Source organism: Clostridium cellulovorans 743B (genome assembly GCF_000145275.1).
Classification (GTDB): domain Bacteria; phylum Bacillota; class Clostridia; order Clostridiales; family Clostridiaceae; genus Clostridium_K; species Clostridium_K cellulovorans.
This window is the reverse complement of record NC_014393.1, coordinates 24760-46627: the sequence shown is the minus strand read 5'-3', so window position 1 is coordinate 46627 and position 21868 is coordinate 24760. Positions and strand designations below refer to the sequence as shown.

Below are 21868 nucleotides of genomic sequence, written 5' to 3'. Positions count from 1 at the left end.
AGTTTTATGCTTTAAGTAAGTTGCTTCATTTATAATATTTTTACCTGACTATACTAATAATATTTAGATATATATGCTACTAATCTTTTTACAAAATCATAATATTGTATAATTACAAACTTTTTACATTAGCCTATAATAAATAATATGAAGCTAAATAAATACAGAAGGTAGATGATAGTTTATGAGTAAAAAATCATTAAAAGATAACTCAAACATATTACTTGCTTTAGGTGCAATAGCTGGTGCTGCTACTGTAGCCGCTATAACTGCTAAGAAACTTAAAAATAAGCCAGATAAAGCAGTAAAAACACTACCATATAAAACAACTGAAGATAAACACGCTTATTTTATCGGTGGTGGTTTAGCTTCTCTAGCTGGTGCCGCTTATCTTATAAGGGATTGCAATTTCAAAGGTGAAAATATTCATATTCTTGAAGGAATGAAAATCTTAGGTGGGAGCAATGATGGTGCTGGTGATGCAGTAAATGGCTTTATATGCCGTGGTGGAAGAATGTTGAATGAAGAAACTTACGAGAACTTTTGGGAGTTATTCTCAACAATTCCTTCATTAGATTCTCCGGATAAAAGTGTAACTGAGGAAATATTGAATTTTGATCATTTACATCCAACTCATGCACAAGCACGTTTAATAGATAAAAATGCTACTATCTTAGATGTTACTTCTATGGGCTTCAATAATGCAGATCGCTTAACACTTGGGAAGCTTATGATTACCAAGGAAGAAACTCTTGATGATATGACTATTAAGGATTGGTTCAAAAATACACCACATTTCTTCGAAACAAACTTCTGGTATATGTGGCAAACTACTTTTGCATTCCAAAAATGGTCTAGTCTTTTTGAATTTAAACGCTATATGCATCGGATGATTTTTTAATTCTCTCGTATTGAAACCTTAGAGGGTGTTACACGTACCCCTTATAATCAATATGAATCTATAATTCTACCTCTAAAGGCTTATTTAGATAGTTTTAATGTTGATTTTAATACAAACTCTGCAGTAACTGATTTAGATTTTAAACCAGGTGATGATATAACAGTAACTGCAATTCATATAGAAGATAACTTTGGTTCAAGAGTAATTGAACTAAAGACTGAAGATTTATGTATTATGACTAATGCTTGCATGACTGATAGTGCAACTTTAGGTGATATGCATACATCACCAGAATATAATCCTAACAAGCCACTTTCTGGCGAGCTTTGGGTAAAGGTTGCTAATAAAAAACCTGGACTTGGTGATCCTATACCATTTTTCAGTAAGCCAGAAGAAACTAATTGGGAAAGCTTCACTGTTACATGCAAAGGAAATCACTTCTTGAAGTTAATAGAAAAATTCTCAGGAAATATTCCTGGTAGTGGTGCTTTAATGACTTTTAAAGATTCAAGTTGGCTAATGAGCATAGTTGTAGCTGCTCAACCTCACTTTAAAAACCAACCTCTTGATACAACTATCTTCTGGGGTTATGGTTTATACACTGATAAACTTGGCAACTATATAAAGAAGCCAATGAGAGAATGTAATGGTGAGGAAATACTAACAGAGCTTATATACCATCTTCATATGGAAGATGAAATTGACAAGATACTGGAATCCATTGTTAATGTAATTCCTTGTATGATGCCTTATGTGGATGCTCAATTTCAACCACGTAAAATGAAAGATCGTCCAAAAGTTGTTCCAGATGGTTCAATAAACTTTGCTATGATAAGCCAATTTGTTGAAATACCAGAGGATATGGTATTCACTGAAGAATACTCAATCCGTGCTGCAAAGATTGCCATATACACATTGATGGATGTTAAGGATAAAAAAATAATTCCTGTAACTCCGTATAACAAAAGGCCTTCGGTGCTTATGGAAGCATTTAAAACTTCCTTCAGATAGATATAATTTCACCCTACAAAAATTAGATTTTATCAAAGCACAAAAACTAAGACTTTTAGAATTATTCTAAAAGCTTAGTTTTTTTATTTTTACTATTTTTTATTTGATTTTTTCTTTTTGCTGATTGCAAAACCAGCTACAACAAATACTATTCCTACTATAACTAATACTTTTGTATCAATAGGAGACCCTGTTGCTGGGATAACAGTTTCTTTATCAGTAGAAACTGGAGTACTTGGTTTTGTTGGTTTACTTGGTACTATAGGATTCATCTTAAAATCCCACTTTTTAATTTCTTTTTCTATAGAAATTGTAGGACTTATATACTTTTCGTAACCATCTTTTGTTGCAACTATATAGTAATCTGTATTCGGATATACCATAAATGCATAAGAACCAAAACTATCGCTTATTTGTGGGTTCTTATTATCATTTGGTGCAAATCCATCAATGATAGGTAATAAGACTTCAGTATTAGGTTCAATTCCTGCTACTCTATTTCTAGCTGTATCTGAATAGAATAAAACTACTGAAACACCATCGATAACTTTACCACTAGTAGCATCAGTTATTGTTCCGTATGGATCTATTAAATCACTAATAACCTCTACATTACCACTATCAGAAATCTGAACTTTAATTTTTCCGATTACTATTTCTGAATTACCAACTTTACAAATTGCATTATATTCATAAGTCTTCCCTTTTTCTAAACTGCTAAATTTAATATTTCCATCACCTGAAATTGATCCTTCTGGACCTGATGTTGATATAAACTTTAACTTAGAGTAATCTTTTATAGTAGTTTTAGTTCCACTTGCTGTTTTAATTAATAAAGCTTCATTTGACTTTACTTCAACAGTATAAGTTCCATCAAGTTCAGGTCTTACTGTAACCTTAGCTTTATCAACATTATTACCATCTTTATCAATAATTTTTCCTTCTACTAAGATTGGTTGAAGCTTTTTGTATACATCTAAAGTATATGTGTCTGTTGTAATTCCATCTTCAGCTGTTACTAAAATCGTTATTGTATTTTTATCAGTCTTAAGAGAAATATCTTGACTTGGCTTTCCACTATCAACTGAAATATCATTTACTTTTATAGCAGCTAAACCTGTATCCTCTACTGTTGGTACAACTGTTATATTATCTACATCATATTCTACTATAGCTGTATATGCTTTAGTTTCACTATTAAAAATAGGACTTAAAGTTCCACTATTTGTTTCTATATTTTTTAACTTTGCATTTGTCGAATATGGCATTGTTGTGAAACTTATCACATCACCATACCATATACCTTCTTCATTTTCCACGTAAGCTCTTGCTTCATAAACGGTATTTGGAATAAGATTTGAAAGAGTTGTTGAATATTCGCCTATAGAATCTTCAGTCGATACAACCTTTTTAACCTCAACTGGATCTTTTTGCTCTATATATAAAAAGCCTTTTTCTTTTATTATAGCATTACCTGAACTTGTTATATTTCCATTAAGTCTTACTGAAGTTTTACCTAGCTCAGTTACTGGATTTGTAATTACTATTGCCGCAGTCTTAGCAGAAAGCACAACCCCAGTATTAGCTACTAATGAATTGCCACTTGTCGAATCAGTATATTCTGAACTTGTGCAAGTTACGCTAACATTTGTAATGTCATTGTCGTAATCTTCTGTTGTGTTTCCTACAAGTGTAATTTCTACAGTGTGGGAATCTACTCTTGTAACAACTCCTTTATTTACACCCAATGGTAGATTACTTACTGTCCAATTACTTTCATTTAAAGTATCAGCAAACTGACCACCAGTTAACGTCACTGTAATAATTGTTTGATCTTCTGCCCCTTCTTTAATAGTCGAAGAATTTTTTATACTTATCTTCTCATCATCATTAATTGCTGTAACTATCATATTATTTGTTACAATACTTGGGCTTCCTACTAATTCTGAAGTATCTACTGTTATACTTAGATTATTTATATCTGCATCAAAGTCACTTCCATCATAGCTAAGAATTACTAAACAATGTGTACTATCTATATACCCTACAGTTTTTATAGTAACTCCCTTAGGCACATTATTTAGAATAAAGTTTGTTTTGTCTAGATCATTATTCTTAAAGTTATCACCTGTAATTGCTAGATTAATAACTCTTCCATCTAGTTTGTCCTCAACTAGTGCTGCATCTTCTTTGGCCTCAATAGATGAACCTAAATTACCTGTTTCAGTATTACTTGTTTTTATATTCTCAAATAAATCTTTTATGGTGTTTTGTAATATAGATATTTTATTTTTACTGCCTATCAATGGACTATTGAAAGTTAATATTAAATCTTTTTCACTAATAGTCATAGCATCCTTATTAGCTAACGAATTAAACATAATCCAATTTGCTCCACCGTCACTTGAAAGAGAGATTTGACTACCTAAATCAGCTACCTTACTGGTTATATCTTCATCAAATGTCAAAGTTATAGATTTTTTATCTGTACTTATTACTGCTCCTTTAAATATTGGAGCAACTGCATCAACAAGCAATCCTGAAGAATCTACACTACTATAAGTATATACTGCTTCATTCCCTGCATAATCCTTTATAACTCCAGTATTTGATGCTATAGTTGTGCCTATATCAATTCCATCTCCATCGAAATTGCCACTAGCTACAGTACAAGCGAATTTTATATTTTGAGAGCCTGAACCTGAATAATAATAAGCTCTTATCTTTTTAGCTCCAACAGTTAATTCAATATATGGTATACCACTTGACCCTGGCATTATAAATACACATTTATCAAAGTTTGCTATAACATAAATCTGATCTCCAGCTTTATATGTTGTACTTGCTGGCAATGAAACTGTAGTTACTGTAGGCGCCACTCCATCAATTAAAACTCCTGAAAAATTAGCTACACCATTTAATACTAAACTAGCATCCTCATCATAGTTATTTCTAATAACTGAACTATTAAGTGATATATTATTACTTGCAAGTGTAATTCCATCTGTATCTAAATCACCTGCTTGAATTGTATAACTAAAACTTAATACACCCGAACCTGAGCCTGATTTATAAGTAGCTTCCCTTGTATTACTTCCTATTATAAGATTAAGACTTGGTGTTCCGCCTAATATTGTTACATTTTTATCATAAGTTACAATAAAATTAAGAATATCTCCTTCTTTATATGTTCCATTAGAAGGTCCAGTCACTGAAGTTACTAAGGGAAGTTCATCAGTAGCTACTGTTACTGCATTGGAAATTCCTTCATTAACTCCACCAATTACAACTACTCTAAACTTATAATCTGTATTTGCTACAAGGCCTATTATTTTTGCTGTATCAGCACTTAATGCTAAAGGACCTGTCGTTGCAGGAACCCAATCTTCCAAACTTACTAATGATTGTTCAATTATTATCCCTGAAGCTCCAATTGCACTAGTCCAAGTTAAAGTTACTGTATTTGCTGTCTTTGAACTTGGTGATAGGTCAGTTATAGGAATCGATTTTGTCTTAGCAGAAGTAACTGTTTTTTTCGCATTTCCTAAACTATCTACTGCAACAATATATATATCATAATCTGTTACTGGAGCTAATGAATCTACATTAAAGAAAGTATCTGAAATTTTATTTATGGCTGTGTAACCTTTAAGGTTTGATTGCAATAAATTTCCTACAGCATCTTGTCCAGCTACCACTTGAGCTAATGTTGGTTCCATTGAACCACTTGGCAAACAAACATAATAAGCAGTTCCTAATTCATCAGCTGTTTTCATCGCTACTTCAATTGAACTTGATGTTATTATATTTGTCTTTGGATAACTAGCTGCCCATGTTGGTGCAAGAGTATCTACTTTCACTTGTGATAAGTCACAAGCTGCAAAATCTACCACCAAATTATTTCCTGCTATATCTTTTATAAAATAGTCATTTACTTGAACTTTTGGAGTAATTATTGTTTCATTTAGACCAGAATAATCTCCATCTACAACATTGTAAACAAAAGTTAATGTAGAGGTTCCCGCCCCTGAAACGTAATAAGCTCTAACTATATTTACTCCAAGTTTTACATCTAAATATGGCACTCCAACACCATTTTGTGTAAGATATAAGTTTTCAGTTGAATGAATTGAAAAAACTAAAGTATTTCCTACTACATAAGCACCATCCGATGGACGATCTACTAAATTTATTACTGGCTTAGTAGTATCCTGTACATTAACTTTTACTTGAACAGCTGTGTTTGATGCAACAGTTCCATCATAAGCTTTTATTGTAAAAGCATTTAATAAACCATTTGTATTATTTGGTACAGTCCAACTTAAACTTTCACCAGGTCCAATAGTTGTTACTCCAGCAGTTACCGATAAATTACCATTTTTACGCAATGTACCTGTGTTTAACGCTTCAATCCTAAAACTTATTGTATCTCCATCAGAATCCACTTCATCAGCAGCAGCTGATAAATCTGCATAAGTTATAGTATTAGTTTTATCAACTCCATTAAGATCATTTACACTTGTTAGCGTTGGTGGATAATTAATATTGCTTACACTAATACTAGCTGAATTAGTTGCAGAACTAAATGCTGTTGACCCACCATAAGCAGCAGATGACTGCTTAATTCCATAGGTACCAGTTGTAGTATCCCACGCTCTATAAGTTATCGATGCTGTTGTTCCTTTCATCCCATTAGGAACAAATCTCACTCTATCAATATCTCTTAATAACAATGAATTAGCACTATTAACAACATCAATATTTGTCCAATTTGATCCACCATCTATTGAATACTGCCATACTCCATTTCCATTATTACTTGAATTGATAGCAATTCCTTTTGCTGAATTTATATCTACATCAGTGATAGACGTCCCTGCAATATCAGCTACTGAATTACCAGGATTATTAATATCACTTTCGCTTATACTAGTAAAATTATGTCCTGTAGTAAGAACCGGCGCATCATTAACATTAGTGATGTTAAGACTTACTGTATCACTATTTACACTAAATGCTGAACTACCACCACTTAAAGAACAATCTGCTCTACTTCCGTCAGTACCATATGTTTGATCCCAAGCCTTATATGTTATTTTTGCTGGTGACGATGAACCATTCTTGCCATTAGGAACAAATCTTACTTTATCCTCAACTCTTAATAATAGAGCACTAGTATTACTCACCGAACTAATTCCATTCCAGAAAATCCCATCAACTGAATACTGCCATGCACCATTTTGATTATCTGTAGAAATTATTGCTATTCCTTTTTTTGCTCCAACATCAGAATCAGTTATTGATGTTCCTATAAATGAACTGATAACTTGTCCACCACTTATGGTAGAATCTTCTGTAATATTAGGCATTGTAGGGCTTATAGGATTAAGAATTGGAGCTGCATTTGGAATTATAGGATCTCCAATACTTATATTATTAATAGCAACAGGATTTCCATAAGTAACATCACTACTATTTGATATTCTTATTTCTGTTATAGCTTGATACTTACTTGGGTTTGATACAGATGAAGTATGAAACAAAATTCCGCCATCTGCATTGATATTATCTGATCCTAAGAACATGTTCCCATCATAACATTCAATGGTTGCTCCCATTCCTCCAACCCAATCATTTAAATAAATAGCATTCAAACTAAACTTGCTACCATTTCCAGCTTTAATAACCGTATATTGGTATTGAGTCCCTGTTGAAGCATCCATTGCAACAATACCACTATAATCCACAGAGTAAATAAAACCTCCTGCCAAAACCTCATTTGTAGCATCACTAGCATTATTTGCATTAAAAAATTTTAAGTCAATTCCTGAAATATCAGTTGAATTCCACTGACCATCTAACAGAAGTGATCCCATTGAAGTTCCGTCAGTTGTATTAAACGTAATAGTTCCAGACGCTGCATAGGCTATTTCTTGTGTAACCCCTGTAAAGAACATATTAATTAGCAAAGTCAAAGCTAGAAACTCAGCTAATATTCTTTTTCTTTTTCTTCTTCTCATAAATATCTCCTTTCATAATTTTTTCTTATAATTTATATTTGTTATAATTCCGTTTCAATCTAAATGTTAACCCTTATATTTTATCATACTTTCGACCTTTTTACTGTTTCTTTATAAAAACTTTATCGAAAACACTTAATATTTTTGTTATTTTGACGATAATTATCATCTGGTTCGTGCTTACACTTCTATTTTATATCTTATACTTGTAATTATTAAATGGAAATCAAGATACAAATGTATAATATTCAAATTTATGTAATTGAAATTCAAAAATAAATTAACTCGTTGCGCTAGTTAAACGTTATGGAGATATTTGAGAACAAAAAACTCCAGCATATTTACTAAGCTACCGTTAAAAAATTCATTAATTCAACGACAGGGGATAACTCATATGTCAGAGTTTAATAAAAATTTTATTATAAGAATAAACAACTTAAAAGATTCTATTGTTTTTACTTCTGTTATAATCAATGGTTTATACCAAAAAATAACTTGAGAATTTATTAAAACTCGGCTTAACCATGATAAATCAGTAATAACTGATAGCGATATCATTATTCTTTCTTTAGTAGTGGAACTTTTAAGCATTAGCTCTTATTAATCCAAAGACTTCATATAAGCAATGTACTTCAAAAGAGAAAGATATTTATATTTTTTTGTGCAATAGAAAATAGCTACCCAATCCTAATTAATTGAGTAGCTTAAACTTGTTTTAATTCACTTATTTATTATTTGATTTCTTCTTTCTGCTGATTCTAACACTTGTAAACACTGAAACTATTCCTACTAAAATTAGCACTATACCAACTTCAACTAATACTTTTTTATCAATAGCTGAGCCTGTCGCTGGCATGCTAGTATCTGGATTAGTTACAAATGTAGTATTATTTTCTAATGGGTTCATCTTGAAATCCCATTTTACTATTTCTTTTTCTACTGATATTATAGGACTTGTGTATTTTTCATAACCATCTTTTGTTGCTACAATATAGTAATCTGTATTTGGATATACCATGAATGCATAAGAACCAAAACTATCACTGATTTGTGGGTTCTTATTATCATTAGGCGCAAATCCAGAAATTATAGGTAATGAAACCTCTGTATTTGGAACAATACCTGCGTCTTTATTTCTTTGTGTATCCGCATAGAATACTACTACATTTACCCCATCAATAACCTTACCACTCTTAGCATCAGTTATTACTCCATATGGATCTATTAATGTACTAGTTAATTCTACGTTGCCATTGTTGTCTACTTTTATTCTTATTATTCCAAGTTCCATTTTAAATTTACCAATAGAACAAATAACCTTGTATTCATAATTTTTTCCTTTTTCTAAACTACTAAATTTAACTGTTCCATCTTGTAAAATAGAACCCTTAGAATCAGAATTTGTATCAATACTTAGTTTTAGTAAATCCTCTAATACGCTGTTATTACCACTTGCAGTATTAATAAATAAAATCTCTTTTGCTTTTAGTCCTGCAGTTAATGTGCCATCAAGTTCAGTTGTAACTTTTACTTCAATAGTATCAACAACTTTACCGTCACTATCAACAACTTTACCTTTGACAACAGTTGGAGCTGGCTTTTTTGTTACAACTAATGTATAAGTTTCTGTTGTAACTCCATCCTCTGCTGTTACTATCGTTGTTATTGTATTGTCTCCTTCTTTTAAGGAAATGCTTTGGCTTGGTTGTCCACTATTAACTAGAACACCGTTAACCTTTATAGTAGCTGTAGCTATATTTGTATCTTTTAATATAGATGCAAAGCTCATGGTAGATGGCATAACTACCTTTTCCTCAGCTAATGTAGGGGTAATGATTATACTATCTACAGTATAATCTACAACTGCTGTATAATTCTTAGTATCAGTATCGAACTTTGGAGTTAATGTTCCACTACTACTTTCTAAGTTCTTTAACTTAGCATTTGTTGAATATGGCATAGTTGTAAAAGACATCTCACTGCCATAACTTATACCTTCTTCATTTTCAACATAAGCCTTTACATAGTAAGTTGTATTTGCTTTAAGGCCTGTAAGACTTGCTATAAATTGTCCTAAAGTATTTTCATTTGATACAACCTTTTTAGCTCCAGTTGCTTCAGTTGAAATTCTATAAATGAAACCTTTTTCCTTTATTGTTCCATCACCTGAACTTATTACATCTCCTGATAATGTAGCTGACGTTTTACCTATACTTGCTATTGAATTAGTAGTTACAACTCCAATAGTCTTAGCTGTAAAAGTTACTCCAGTATCAGCAATTAATGAACTTCCACCAGTGGAATCATTATATTCTGATGTTCCACAGCTTACTGTAACATTGTTAATATCACTATCATAATCGTCTGTTGAATTACCAACCAATACAATTTCAGCTGTATTAGCATTTACCTTTGTAACTGAGCCTACAGTTACTCCAGCTGGAAGATTTGTTACTGTCCAGTTATCTTTATTTAAACCATCATTAAATTGACCGCCTGTTATATTAACTGTGATAACTTGTTTGTCTTCTTCTCTTTCCTTTATAGGTGAAAGATTCTTAATACTAATTGCTTCTGGATCATCCATTACTTTGATCACTATACCATTGGTTTTAATATCTTTGCCTTTTGTAAGTTCTGAACCTAAAACTGTAACACCTACATTAGTTATAAATGAATCCATATCGCTTCCATCATAACTAAGGGTTATTAGACCGTGTGTACTATCTGTATAGGTTACAGCTTTAACAGTTACCCCCTTTGGTGCATTGTTTATAATAAAGTTAGCTTTATCTAAACTTGCATCTTTAAAGGTTTCACCGTCAATATTTATAGTAAGAACTCTTCCATTTAAATTTTGCTCTGTAAAAGGTTCATCCATTGCTATTGAAATAGTAGTTCCAAGATTTGATGTCTCTGTAACGTCTGTTTTTATATTTTGGAAAACATCTTTTATTGAGTTTTCTACAACTTTTATTTTATTTTTACTACCATCTAATGGTGTAATGAAATCTACAATTAAGTCTTTGCCATTAATAGAAATTGATCCTTTATTAGCTAATGAACTAAATTGACTATAAGTCGTTCCTCCATTTGTTGAAAGATAAACTGAATCCTCTAATAAAGAACCTGTTACATCCACTATATCTTCATCAAAACTTAAGGTAACTATCTTTTTATCTGGATTCAATTCAACCCCTACAAACTTTGGTGCAACTGCATCTACAAGTATTCCTGAAGTATCTACACTACTATAGCTAAGTATTGCATCATTTCCAGCCATATCCTTCACAGTTCCGATATAATATATAATATTACCTAAAGATATTCCATCTTCATCAATATCTCCAGCTGTAACATTATAAATAAAGACCATAGCATTTACAGGACCTGGTGGCGGTGTTATACATGGAACCGCTATTGATTTATCACCAACTTTAATTGTAATAGTTGTTGGGGCCATTTGAAGTATTAGTTCATCAAAGTTTACTATAATTTGAATGGCTTCCCCAACCTTATACGTTTTATTAAGTGGTAATGTTAATGAAGTTATAGTAGGCGATTTAGTATCAATCTTAACTACTGAAGAATCTTGAATGTTATTTAAAATTAAATCAGCATTATCATTTGATGAGTTTTTAATAGTTCCGCCATTAAGCTCAATAGCTGTACTTGCTATTTTTATTCCATCATTGTCATTATCACCAGCTTCAACAGTATAAGCAAAAGTTATCTCATTTGAACCATTTCCTGAGAAATATACAGCCTCTCTTGAGGTACTTCCTACTGTAAGCTGAAGCGTTGGTGTTCCTAATGATGTATCCACTATTACATTTTCATCAAATACAACTGTAAAATTAAGCTGACTTCCTGCTTTATATACACCAACAGTTGGTACTTTTACAGCTATAGGTTTAGCTAAACCTAAGTTGCCTGTTTCTATAACATTTGTTTGTAAGTTTCCAAGTACATCCTTTATTGAGTTTGCTCCTATAGCTACTTTATTTTTACTACCTGTTAATGGAGTATCAAAAGTTATCACTATATCTTTTCCATTAATATCCAAACCATTAATATTAGCCAATGAACTAACTGGTTTATAAATTAATCCACCATCTGTTGAAAGGTTGACCACACTACCAAAATCAGCTACAGCACTAACTAAATTTTTGCTAAAACTTAGAATAATAGTCTTTTTATCTGAACTTATTACTGAGTTTGTCAACGTCGGTGCTACTGCATCTACAAATAAACCTGAGGAATTAACATTGGTATAAGCATATACTGCTTCATTCCCTATATTATCCTTTATACTTCCAGTATTTGGGTTTATGATTGTAGCTATATCTATTCCATCACTATCAACTTCTCCACTTGCTACAGTGTAAGCAAATTTTATAGTTTGAGAGCCTGATCCTGAGTAATATTGAGCCTTCACTTTTTTAGTACCAATTGTCAATTCAATATATGGCACACCAGTTGGTCCTGGTAATATAAATACACTTTCATCAAAATTTGCTGTAACATAAATGGCATCTGCAGTTTTGTAAGTTGTATTTATTGGTAATGATAATGAGGTTACCATAGGCGACACTCCATCAACTAAAACTCCAGAAAGATTTACTACACCATTTAAACTTAGATTAGCATCTTCATTAGCTGTACTTCTAATTGTTGCACCATTAAGTGATATATTACTACTTGCAAATGTAATTCCATTTGTATCTAAATCACCTGCTTGAATTGTATATCTAAAACTTAATACACTTGAGCCTGAGCCTGATTTATAAGTAGCTTCCCTTGCATTACTTCCTATTGCAAGCTTGAGACTTGGCGTTCCTCCTAATATTGTTACATTTTTATCATAAGTTACCTTAAAATCAAGAATGTCCCCCACTTTATACGTACTATTAGAAGGTCCAGCCACTGAGATTACTAATGGAAGTTCATCAGTAGAGACTGTTACTACATTTGAAATTCCTTCATTAACTCCACCAGTTACAATTAATCTAAACTTGTAAGCAGTGTTTGCTGCAAGCCCTATTACCTTTGCTGTACTAGCATTTAGTGCTAATGGTCCTGTTACTGCAGGAATCCAATTTACTGTACCAACCAAGGCTTGTTCAACGACTATACCAGAAGTTCCGATTGCACTAGTCCAAGTTAAACTTGCTGTATTAGCAGTCTTTGAACTTATAGAAAAATCAGCTATTGGAATTGTTTTTGTTTTAGCATCTATCCTTTTATTTGTTGTTACTATGTTTCCAAAAGCATCTTCTACAACAACATATATATCATAATCTGCTGCTACGGCTAATGAACTTACAGTAAAGAAAGTATCTGACGTTATATTTACTGGTGACGAACCACTAAGACTTGACACTAATGGACTTCCTGTAGCATCTTGCCCAGCTTTCACTTGAGCTACTGATGGTTCACCTGAATTATTTGGTAAACAAACATAATAAGCTGTTCCTGTCTCATCAATTGATTGCATCACTACTTTTATTGAGTTTGATGTTATTGTATCTACCTTTGGATAACCAGTTCTCCATACTGGAGCAAAAGTATCAACAATAACTCTTGATAAATCATAGTTTGAAAAGCTTGATACTACATTATTCCCTGATGTATCCATTATGGTACAATTGTTTAATTGTATCATTGGGTTTAGCTCTGTTTCATATTGACCAGAAGAATCTCCACTTACAATAGTATAAGCAAAGTTCAAAGTGTTAGTTCCTGAGCCTGAAACATATTCTGCTCTTACTGTTCTTGCATTTGCTGTACCTTTGCCCAGTAGTATTTCTAGATACGGCTTACCAGTTGCACCTTCTGTTACAAATAAAACTTCATTTGAGAAAACTCCAAAATTAAGAGTATTTCCTACCAAATAAGTCCCGTCATTTGGGCAATTTGCACCTGGTATTACAGGTGGAGTAGTATCTTGTACATTTACTTTAACTTGAACAGCTGTACTTGAAGTAGCTGTTCCATCAAAAACTTTTACTGTAAATGCATTTATTAAACCACTTGTATTATTTGCTACAGTCCAACTTAAGCTTTCACCTGGCCCAATAGTTGTTACCCCAGTAGCTACTGGTAAACCATTTTTAAGTAAATTTCCTGTATTTACACCTTCAATTCTAAAGCTTACAGTATCTCCATCAGAGTCTGCTTCGTCAGCAGCTGCTACCAAGTCTGCATAAGTTATAGTATTAGTTTTATCTAATCCATTGAGTGTAGCTACACTTGTTAAGGTCGGTGCATAATTGACATCACTTACAGTAATATTTGATTTACTAAAATCAAAGCTAAATGCTGAAGTTCCTCCATTTGAAATTGTTGAAACTTTATCTCCTGCATTTCCAGAAGTCTTATCCCAAGCTCTATAAAATATTGATGCAGTTGTTCCTTTTATTCCATTAGGAACAAACCTTACTTTATCTGTATTTCCTAGTAATAATGAATTGCTCTCATCATCAACAACACCAACATCAAACCAATTTGATCCATTATCTGTTGAATACTGCCAACTTCCATTACCATTAGTCGCGTGTATAATAGCAATACCTTTTGTTGCACTTGTGTCTACATCAGTAATTGATGTTCCTATGATATCAGCTACTGTGTTACCTACATTATTAGTATCAACTTCACTTATTTGTGTGAAATTGTTACCTGGGGGAGTAATGACTGGAGCATCATTAATACTCGCAACATTAACTGTTACAATATCAAAATTTATACTAAAAGCTGAACTCCCCCCACTTGTTGAAGCATCAAACCTAGTTCCTGTAGTACCTACTGTTTGATCCCAAGCTTTATATGTTAATTTTGCTGGAAGTATTGTACCATTTTTACCATCAGGAACAAACCTTACTTTATCTTCTTCCCTCAATAATAAAGCATTAGTGAGATTTACTGAACTAATAGGGTTCCAACTAACCCCATCACTTGAATACTCCCATGCTCCATTTTGATTATCCATAGAAATTATTGCTATTCCTTTTTGTGCACCAGTATCAGCATCATTTATTGATGTACCTATAAATGAGTTAATAATTTGTCCGTTATTTGCAGTATCGTCTTCTGTTATAGCTGGCAATATAGGCATAAAAGGATTAAGAGTTGGGGAAATATTTGGCGGTACTGGCATACGTGGATTCGTAACAGCTATATCATCAACGCAAATCTGACAGCCTTGACTTACAGTGATTCTAAAACCATAAATCCCATCAAAATTGCTATCTCCTGATAAATCTAATGTTGAAAAAACGTATGTAGCTACATTAGAAACAGTCTTTATTTGTCCCGTAGGCATGTATGAACTGTCTAATGGTTCAACATTAAAATTATAACTACTAAAGTTATTGTCGCCACTAGTAACCTTTAAGCTATCAAGATCAAAGATACCTGTATTAGCTCTAAAGTCTACATATTGTATAGGTGTAGGATTAGATGCATTTTGCGCCGTTCCTATAACTTGTACAAATGCAGCTGGCGGAGTAGCGTTATAAGTAGTAAATGATCCAGCTCCTGTCATATTCCTGATCATTAACTTAGTTGATGACCCATTTTCAGAATATATATCAAATCCACTTCCAAGGTTATCTATGACATTGATTTGCCCACCAGCAACAGAAGTTGACGACTTAAGCTCAAGTGTACTTAATGTGCCAAAAGTGATAACACCGTTATTTCCTCCATTAACTAAACCTACTGCATGTACCTCTAACATACCAAAATTCCATCCATAAATGATAGAATTAAGCATTGTAAATATTAGAAGTATTGCAACTATTCTTTTACATCTATTATTCTTACTTTTAAATAGTACCATCTTACCTCCAAATATTATTGTTAATCTCTACTAGGATAAATTCCTTCAGTAGCAATAATATATCTTAATGCTAAAAATGGTTGCATCACATTAACACCTTGATTGCCTCCTGCACTTCCAACTGTTACTGTTGTTCCAGTAACTTGACCTGTAAAGCTACCAGTAACTGAACCCGTTGCCTCTGATGTGTTGTAAATATTAGGTATATCCCCACCAGCTGTAATACCTACTGCTAATTTAGAACTTGCTGAAGGTGTATTAGTAGTGCCTTCTCCTCCATTAAAAGGTATTCCTCCATTTACTGTTACTGCTCCTTGAGTTACAGTAGTTGAGTGTGTATGTGCTGGCATTTGTTGTTGTGTTAATGTAACATTAAAATTTCCTCCACTGTTGCCTTGTTGAAAATTAATACCACCGCAGATACCTGACCCTACTGGAACTCTTCCTCTTAAATCTGGTAGTTTGAAAGTGGTACTTCCATTCCCCCCATAAGTTGTTCCTAAAAGTGAATAAAGTGCAGTGTACTGGTTTATTGGTAATTCCTGTCCTTCGCAAGCTAGCCAACCCCTTGGTACAAAATTTCCTGGCCATAAAATAATTTGAGCTAAAATTGGATCCATAATTGATTTCCCCTTCCATAATATAATTTAAAAACATTTATAATCTAAGTATGTAGTATTACTACATACGATTATAGCCTTTTGCATATTCCATCGTTTTATATACATAAGAATCATCTATAACCTTAAATCCAAGCTTTTCATAGAATGTATATGCCCCTGCATTAAACCATGCTACTTGAAGATTTAGATTTTTTCCTAACCTACCAGCCTCTTCAATTACTGTTATCAGTAATTTTGAACCAATTCCTATCCTTCTATATTTTTCCAAAAGTGCTATTTCTAAAACACGCACTTTCCTCTCTCCATAATAAACATAAAACCTTCCTATTGGCTCATTATTAAGCATCACAACATTAAAGTCAGCTTTCGGATACATTACTTCTAATTGTTGCTGTTCCATAATAAATTGTTGATATATAATATTTAACTTTTGTTCTTCATCTAAACCACTTATTAAGGACAAGTCAGAACGACTTTCGATAAATAATCTAAACAGAAATTCTGAATGATATGACTCTACCGGGCATAATGAAATATTACCTTCATCATAATTATATATAGAGCTTTTCAACTTTATTTTCACTTCCTTAATCTAAATCCCAATTTCGTAGTTTTAAAAGTTTATATATTTTATACTAGTTTAGTTTTTATTAATTTAAACTAGATATTTAGTTAGAAAACCATTATATAGCTTCACATTTTCTTACATATTGCAAGATAAATCTCCTATAATACCTTAAATCAATTGTTATATCTTTCGAAACATAAATCCTGGAGTTTCGTTTACTATGTATTCAAATATAAATTTTTCTAAATTATCGATTTCCCACTCTATGTACATAAGCTTTTGAGGTAAGTTTAATGAGCATTGCAAATATGTCAATTTTTCCTCTCCAAAAACCTGTATATCCGTAAGCAAATTTAAACTTCTAAATCTTCTTTCTATATTCATTGGAATCTGAATTTCAATCTCTGGAAATTTATATCCCTCTTTATTTTCTACTACCGTTGTATCCTTAGTTAGTTCAAATACTTTGCCTAGCATATAGCAAAAATCTTCGTCGGCACCTTCAATCCCCATAATTCTATCTAAATCTCTCTTGGGGTCTATTAATGCTGCAGATACTGTTACATTCTGTGGTACTAATATACCACCTTCAATCATCTGCGGAACTAAATTTAAAGTGATGGAAACCTGAGGTTCCTTCTTAAGTGCCCTCTGCATAGTCTCCGTAACAATCATATGAACATTCTTGTCCTTATTTACTTTATATGTGGTTGCATCACATTGAACAATTTCTTCTATATAACTTGCAGCTCCCAAAACACTAATAACCGTCTTAAGATTTTTAATACTTTCAGAATTTATTTCAAGTAAAGTAACCTTAATTTCTTCACTAGAAAACATAGTAGTCAATGGTAATATTAAAGTAGCAAAAGGCCCAGTTCCAGCATATAATATATGAATTTGTGTATCTTTGAATTTTTTTTGAGCTTCTTTTATTGCAAGAAATACACCTTTGATAAATCTTTTAGTCCTCATAAATTCTTTTATACACATTGCCGCCCAAACTGTTCCTATTGCTTTTCCTTTAGAAAGATAAACATCCTCTCTGCAACTTGCATCATCTTCCTTTAAATCCGACACAGCTACAAAAACATCATATAAATCATCTGTAGCCTTTTTTATTTCACCATAATCATCTTCATCTTTTAATAAAGTTTCTGTGATTTTCTTCAACTTCTCTCTATAATTATCCATCCGTAATTTAACCACCTATAATAAAATATAGACTAAACATATATTTTTATATAAAATTTATATACATCAGTTTATGTATTAATTATCATTTAATAACATTTACTTCCCCTATTGTTTATGGGCCGCTACTATGTATAAATCATGATACATAAGTTCTGATAATTTTTCTACACAATATTTAAATGAAAATTTAAGATAGGGTACATCCATTGACAACAAATAAATTGCTGATAATGGATGCTTATTATTACTATTGAAATGTAATTTAAAATTAGGTTTGCTTTGTTAAATAATTAGAAGTATGTAGTTGATTATCAGAACAAATATATCAGTACAAAACATATTAATTAATAGAAGCCTTATGATAGCTCGAATTAATTTTTGTACAGTTATGTTTCATTTGTCTAAATGTGTCATATAATCGAAATTATTATGAACTTCATTATAATATATTGTACTCTTTAGCTCTGAACAAAAACTGAACAAATAGCTAAATTGAAAACTGAATCTCAGTTCCTTCCCCTTCATTACTATTTATCTGAAGCCCCCTGCCAGAAATTCTTTTTAATCTCTTATCAATATTTTTTACCCCAACACTTCTCCTTTTTGAATCATTTTTTAATATACCTTGTAGAATATCCTTAGAAATACCAACCCCATCATCTTTTACTGAAACATTAATTTCTCCATTAGTCTCTTTTATCGACAATCTAACCGTACCACCTTCGCTTTTTTTCATAACACCATGCTTAACAGCATTCTCAACTAATGGTTGAATCACTAGTGGAGGTATTTTTGCCTTAATGCTATCATCTATATCAAATTCTATAGTTAACTTTTCTCCAAATCGAGCTTTCTCTAACTTCAAATAAGAATTCACATACTCTATTTCTTTTTCTAATGCTATAGCTTGTTCTAAATTTCTAAAATCAAAACTACTTCTTAGATAACTGCTAAATTCAATTAATAATTCACTAGCTTCCTCTGGATTATCATCACAAAGAGCTACAATTGTGTTTATTACGTTGAATAAAAAGTGTGGCTTTATTTGTGCTTGCAGAAATGCCATCTCCATATCGAAAGCTTTGATAACTGACTTTTTTAGCTCTGTCAAAGTTTTAGTTCTTGCTAGTAGTTCATCTACTTCAAAAGGTTTGTACAAAAAGTCATTAGCTCCCTCTTTAAATGCTTGTATAACAGTCTTTGGCTGATTACTAGCTGTTAGCATTAAAATTGGCATCTCAAATAAATTATCTGTTTCTCTTATTGCCTTACATACCTGATAACCAGTCATATCCGGCATCATTATATCTAAAATTACTAAAGAAAAGCTCTTATCTCTTTTAAGTATCTCTATAGCACTTTCCCCATCAGCAACACAAGTTATATCATAATTCTCATGCTTTAATATATTAGCAATGGAGTGTAAATTAATTATTTCATCATCTACTACCAATATTTTTCCTGAATCTCCATGTATTCTTTCTGGTACTGATAATGCATAGTTATACTTTTTATCTTCTAAGTTAGATTTTGAACTATTCTCTTCAATTTCTTCCTCTGATATTGGTACTGTGAATCTAAAGATTGTTCCTTTATTTATTTGAGACTCTACATTTATACTTCCACCATGAAGTTCTACCAAATTTTTTGTTATTGATAATCCAAGCCCCATACCACCATATTTTCTTGTAATAGATGCATCTATCTGCTCAAATGCATTCCATATCTGATCAAGCTTATCTTCTGATATACCTATACCAGTATCTTCAATCCTAATTTCCACAAAGTTATCAATTCTTTCAGTACTAACGGCAATCTTTCCTTTGTGAGTAAATTTCATAGCATTACCGATTATATTAAATAGAATCTGATTAAACCTATCCTCATCAACAAGTATAAATGGTAACTTTTCTTCAATACTTAACTCTATTCTCACTTGCTTATTTGGTTTAATATATTCAAAAATATTTACTACCGAAAAAATCAATTTTTTTGCATCATAGGTTTTTCTATTTAATCTAATATCCTTATATTTAAGTCTAGACATATCTAAAATATCATTTACAAGATTGTTTAATCTCTTTCCACTAGAAACTACAAGACTTAAGTTTCTACGCTGCATATCATTAACATATCCTTCAGCACCGCTTAATACTGCCTCAGTCATATTTATTATTCCGTTCAATGGAGTCCTAAGTTCGTGGGATGTATTAGCTAAAAACTCATCCTTTAACTTATCAAGCTTTGTTAATTTTTCAGTAAGAGTCTTTTCTTTATTAAGCATATCTTCTAACTGCGTTGTCATAACTATTACATCATTATAATCTTTAGAAAAATTTCTAGCTAAGGTAAACGCCTGTAAAAATATAAATATGAAAAATGCAATAGGGGTAACCTCCGTATGTCCACCAACTAACTTTAATTCAAAGACAGTGTCATATATCATTGAAAAAACAACAATGATACTACTTGTTAAAATTATCACTGCACCTTCTTGTTTTTTAAATACTGCTCTAATGGATATAAAAGTACAAATTCCTAATGTAACTACATCAATAGCATCATAAACTATTGTGCCTACGGTATATACATGTACAGGCATTATCAGCGCAATTAATGTTTCAAGAATAGCTATGTAACTAATAGCATTTTTTATAACTTTAGCTTTCTTAAAAGGAAATAATTCAAAAATGAAAAAAGCGTATATAACTGGTCCCCAGAATATTGTGAAGAAATTTAAAAAGTTTACTAATCCATAGGAAGCAGAAGGAATGATTTTATAGATAAAATAACTATCAAGAACACTGATTCGAATATTTACAATTATACACAGAATAGCAAAATATAAGGAAGGTTTTTTCTTTCCTCTCATAAAAAATATACTCAAATGGTATATAGCCATAATTAATGAACTACCAAATAAAAATAAGTCCTTTTTTATGTAATCTGACCAAAGAGAATTAATGCTCTCTTGATTTCCTAATTGTATAGAATCCCAAATTCCAGATAAAGATCCACTGAAATTGGATACATGAATAATAATATAAAATTCCTCTCCAGGAGGTGCAAATGTTGAAATTACAGTTTTTAAATCAGCCTTAGAAGTCGCCTTATCTTGTCCTGCTATACCACCTGAACCTATTAGTTTATCATTTATATAAACACTATAAGAAGTATGAATTGCAGGCAACTTTAATGTTAATAACTGATCTTTGTTTTTAACTTTCACCTTCAATCTATATGTAGCGTATCCAAAGGAAGTCAATCTTTCTCCATTGACAATATTTCTGCGCCATACACTTGGAAGCTTTAGTACTGCATCAGGCTTTTGCTTAAATTGATCTTGCTGTAAATAGGAAAGCTGCTTTTTCCAATAAAACTCCCACTCTCCATCTAAATCAACATAATTATTTTTATCAAGTTCTACATTAGATAAATCTATTTGTCCGTTAACAGCATTAATCCCATGCCTAATTTCCGCTGATGTTGTTAACCTATATACCAAAAGTAGAAATATAGTAACAGATAATATAATAAACGCATACCTATACCATTGTTTTTCATTTTTGTGCATTTTTTGACCCCCAAACTTATAAATAAATCACTGCCAATTATAATTATATAATTCTTCCATCAAATAAACTATATTATTTACTATGATATTGTAACTATATATATTTTTTGTAAATTTATAAACAAAAGTTT

The 21868-nt window shown here is 31.8% G+C and carries 6 protein-coding genes and 2 pseudogenes; 2 read left to right on the top strand and 6 right to left on the bottom strand.

From position 1 onward, the window contains the following. Positions 1-184 precede the first annotated feature (184 nt). Positions 185-1912, top strand: a pseudogene (locus CLOCEL_RS00160) (oleate hydratase). 92 nt (positions 1913-2004) lie between these two features. Here CLOCEL_RS00160 and CLOCEL_RS00155 read toward each other — a convergent pair. Then, complete coding sequence (locus CLOCEL_RS00155; protein ID WP_010073078.1) at positions 2005-7932, bottom strand: cadherin-like beta sandwich domain-containing protein; 5928 nt, start codon at positions 7930-7932, stop codon at positions 2005-2007. Positions 7933-8326: 394 nt separating this feature from the next. Between CLOCEL_RS00155 and CLOCEL_RS23390 the strand changes: the two are divergent. Beyond that, positions 8327-8530: pseudogene (locus CLOCEL_RS23390) on the top strand (IS982 family transposase); the annotation flags it as partial. 126 nt (positions 8531-8656) lie between these two features. Here the strand turns inward: CLOCEL_RS23390 and CLOCEL_RS00150 are convergent. From CLOCEL_RS00150 to CLOCEL_RS00130, 5 genes are all read right to left on the bottom strand, one after another. Beyond that, complete coding sequence (locus tag CLOCEL_RS00150; protein ID WP_010073080.1) at positions 8657-15775, bottom strand: cadherin-like beta sandwich domain-containing protein; 7119 nt, start codon at positions 15773-15775, stop codon at positions 8657-8659. Between the two features lie 20 nt (positions 15776-15795). Continuing rightward, complete coding sequence (locus CLOCEL_RS00145) at positions 15796-16395, bottom strand: phage tail protein (protein ID WP_010073081.1); 600 nt, start codon at positions 16393-16395, stop codon at positions 15796-15798. 61 nt (positions 16396-16456) lie between these two features. Continuing rightward, positions 16457-16969: a GNAT family N-acetyltransferase gene (locus CLOCEL_RS00140; protein ID WP_010073082.1), complete on the bottom strand. Its 513-nt coding sequence runs from the start codon at positions 16967-16969 to the stop codon at positions 16457-16459. Positions 16970-17146: 177 nt separating this feature from the next. Further along, complete coding sequence (locus CLOCEL_RS00135; RefSeq protein WP_010073083.1) at positions 17147-18160, bottom strand: SAM-dependent methyltransferase; 1014 nt, start codon at positions 18158-18160, stop codon at positions 17147-17149. Between the two features lie 490 nt (positions 18161-18650). After that, positions 18651-21737: an ATP-binding protein gene (locus tag CLOCEL_RS00130; protein WP_010073084.1), complete on the bottom strand. Its 3087-nt coding sequence runs from the start codon at positions 21735-21737 to the stop codon at positions 18651-18653. Positions 21738-21868: the final 131 nt, after the last annotated feature.

What these genes read in the sequence shown, in the direction of transcription:
- CLOCEL_RS00145 (WP_010073081.1), bottom strand. Translation starts at nt 16,395, where the DNA reads ATGGATCCAATTTTAGCTCAAATTATTTTATGGCCAGGAAATTTTGTA.
- CLOCEL_RS00150 (WP_010073080.1), bottom strand. Translation starts at nt 15,775, where the DNA reads ATGGTACTATTTAAAAGTAAGAATAATAGATGTAAAAGAATAGTTGCA.
- CLOCEL_RS00135 (WP_010073083.1), bottom strand. Translation starts at nt 18,160, where the DNA reads ATGGATAATTATAGAGAGAAGTTGAAGAAAATCACAGAAACTTTATTA.
- CLOCEL_RS00155 (WP_010073078.1), bottom strand. Translation starts at nt 7,932, where the DNA reads ATGAGAAGAAGAAAAAGAAAAAGAATATTAGCTGAGTTTCTAGCTTTG.
- CLOCEL_RS00130 (WP_010073084.1), bottom strand. Translation starts at nt 21,737, where the DNA reads ATGCACAAAAATGAAAAACAATGGTATAGGTATGCGTTTATTATATTA.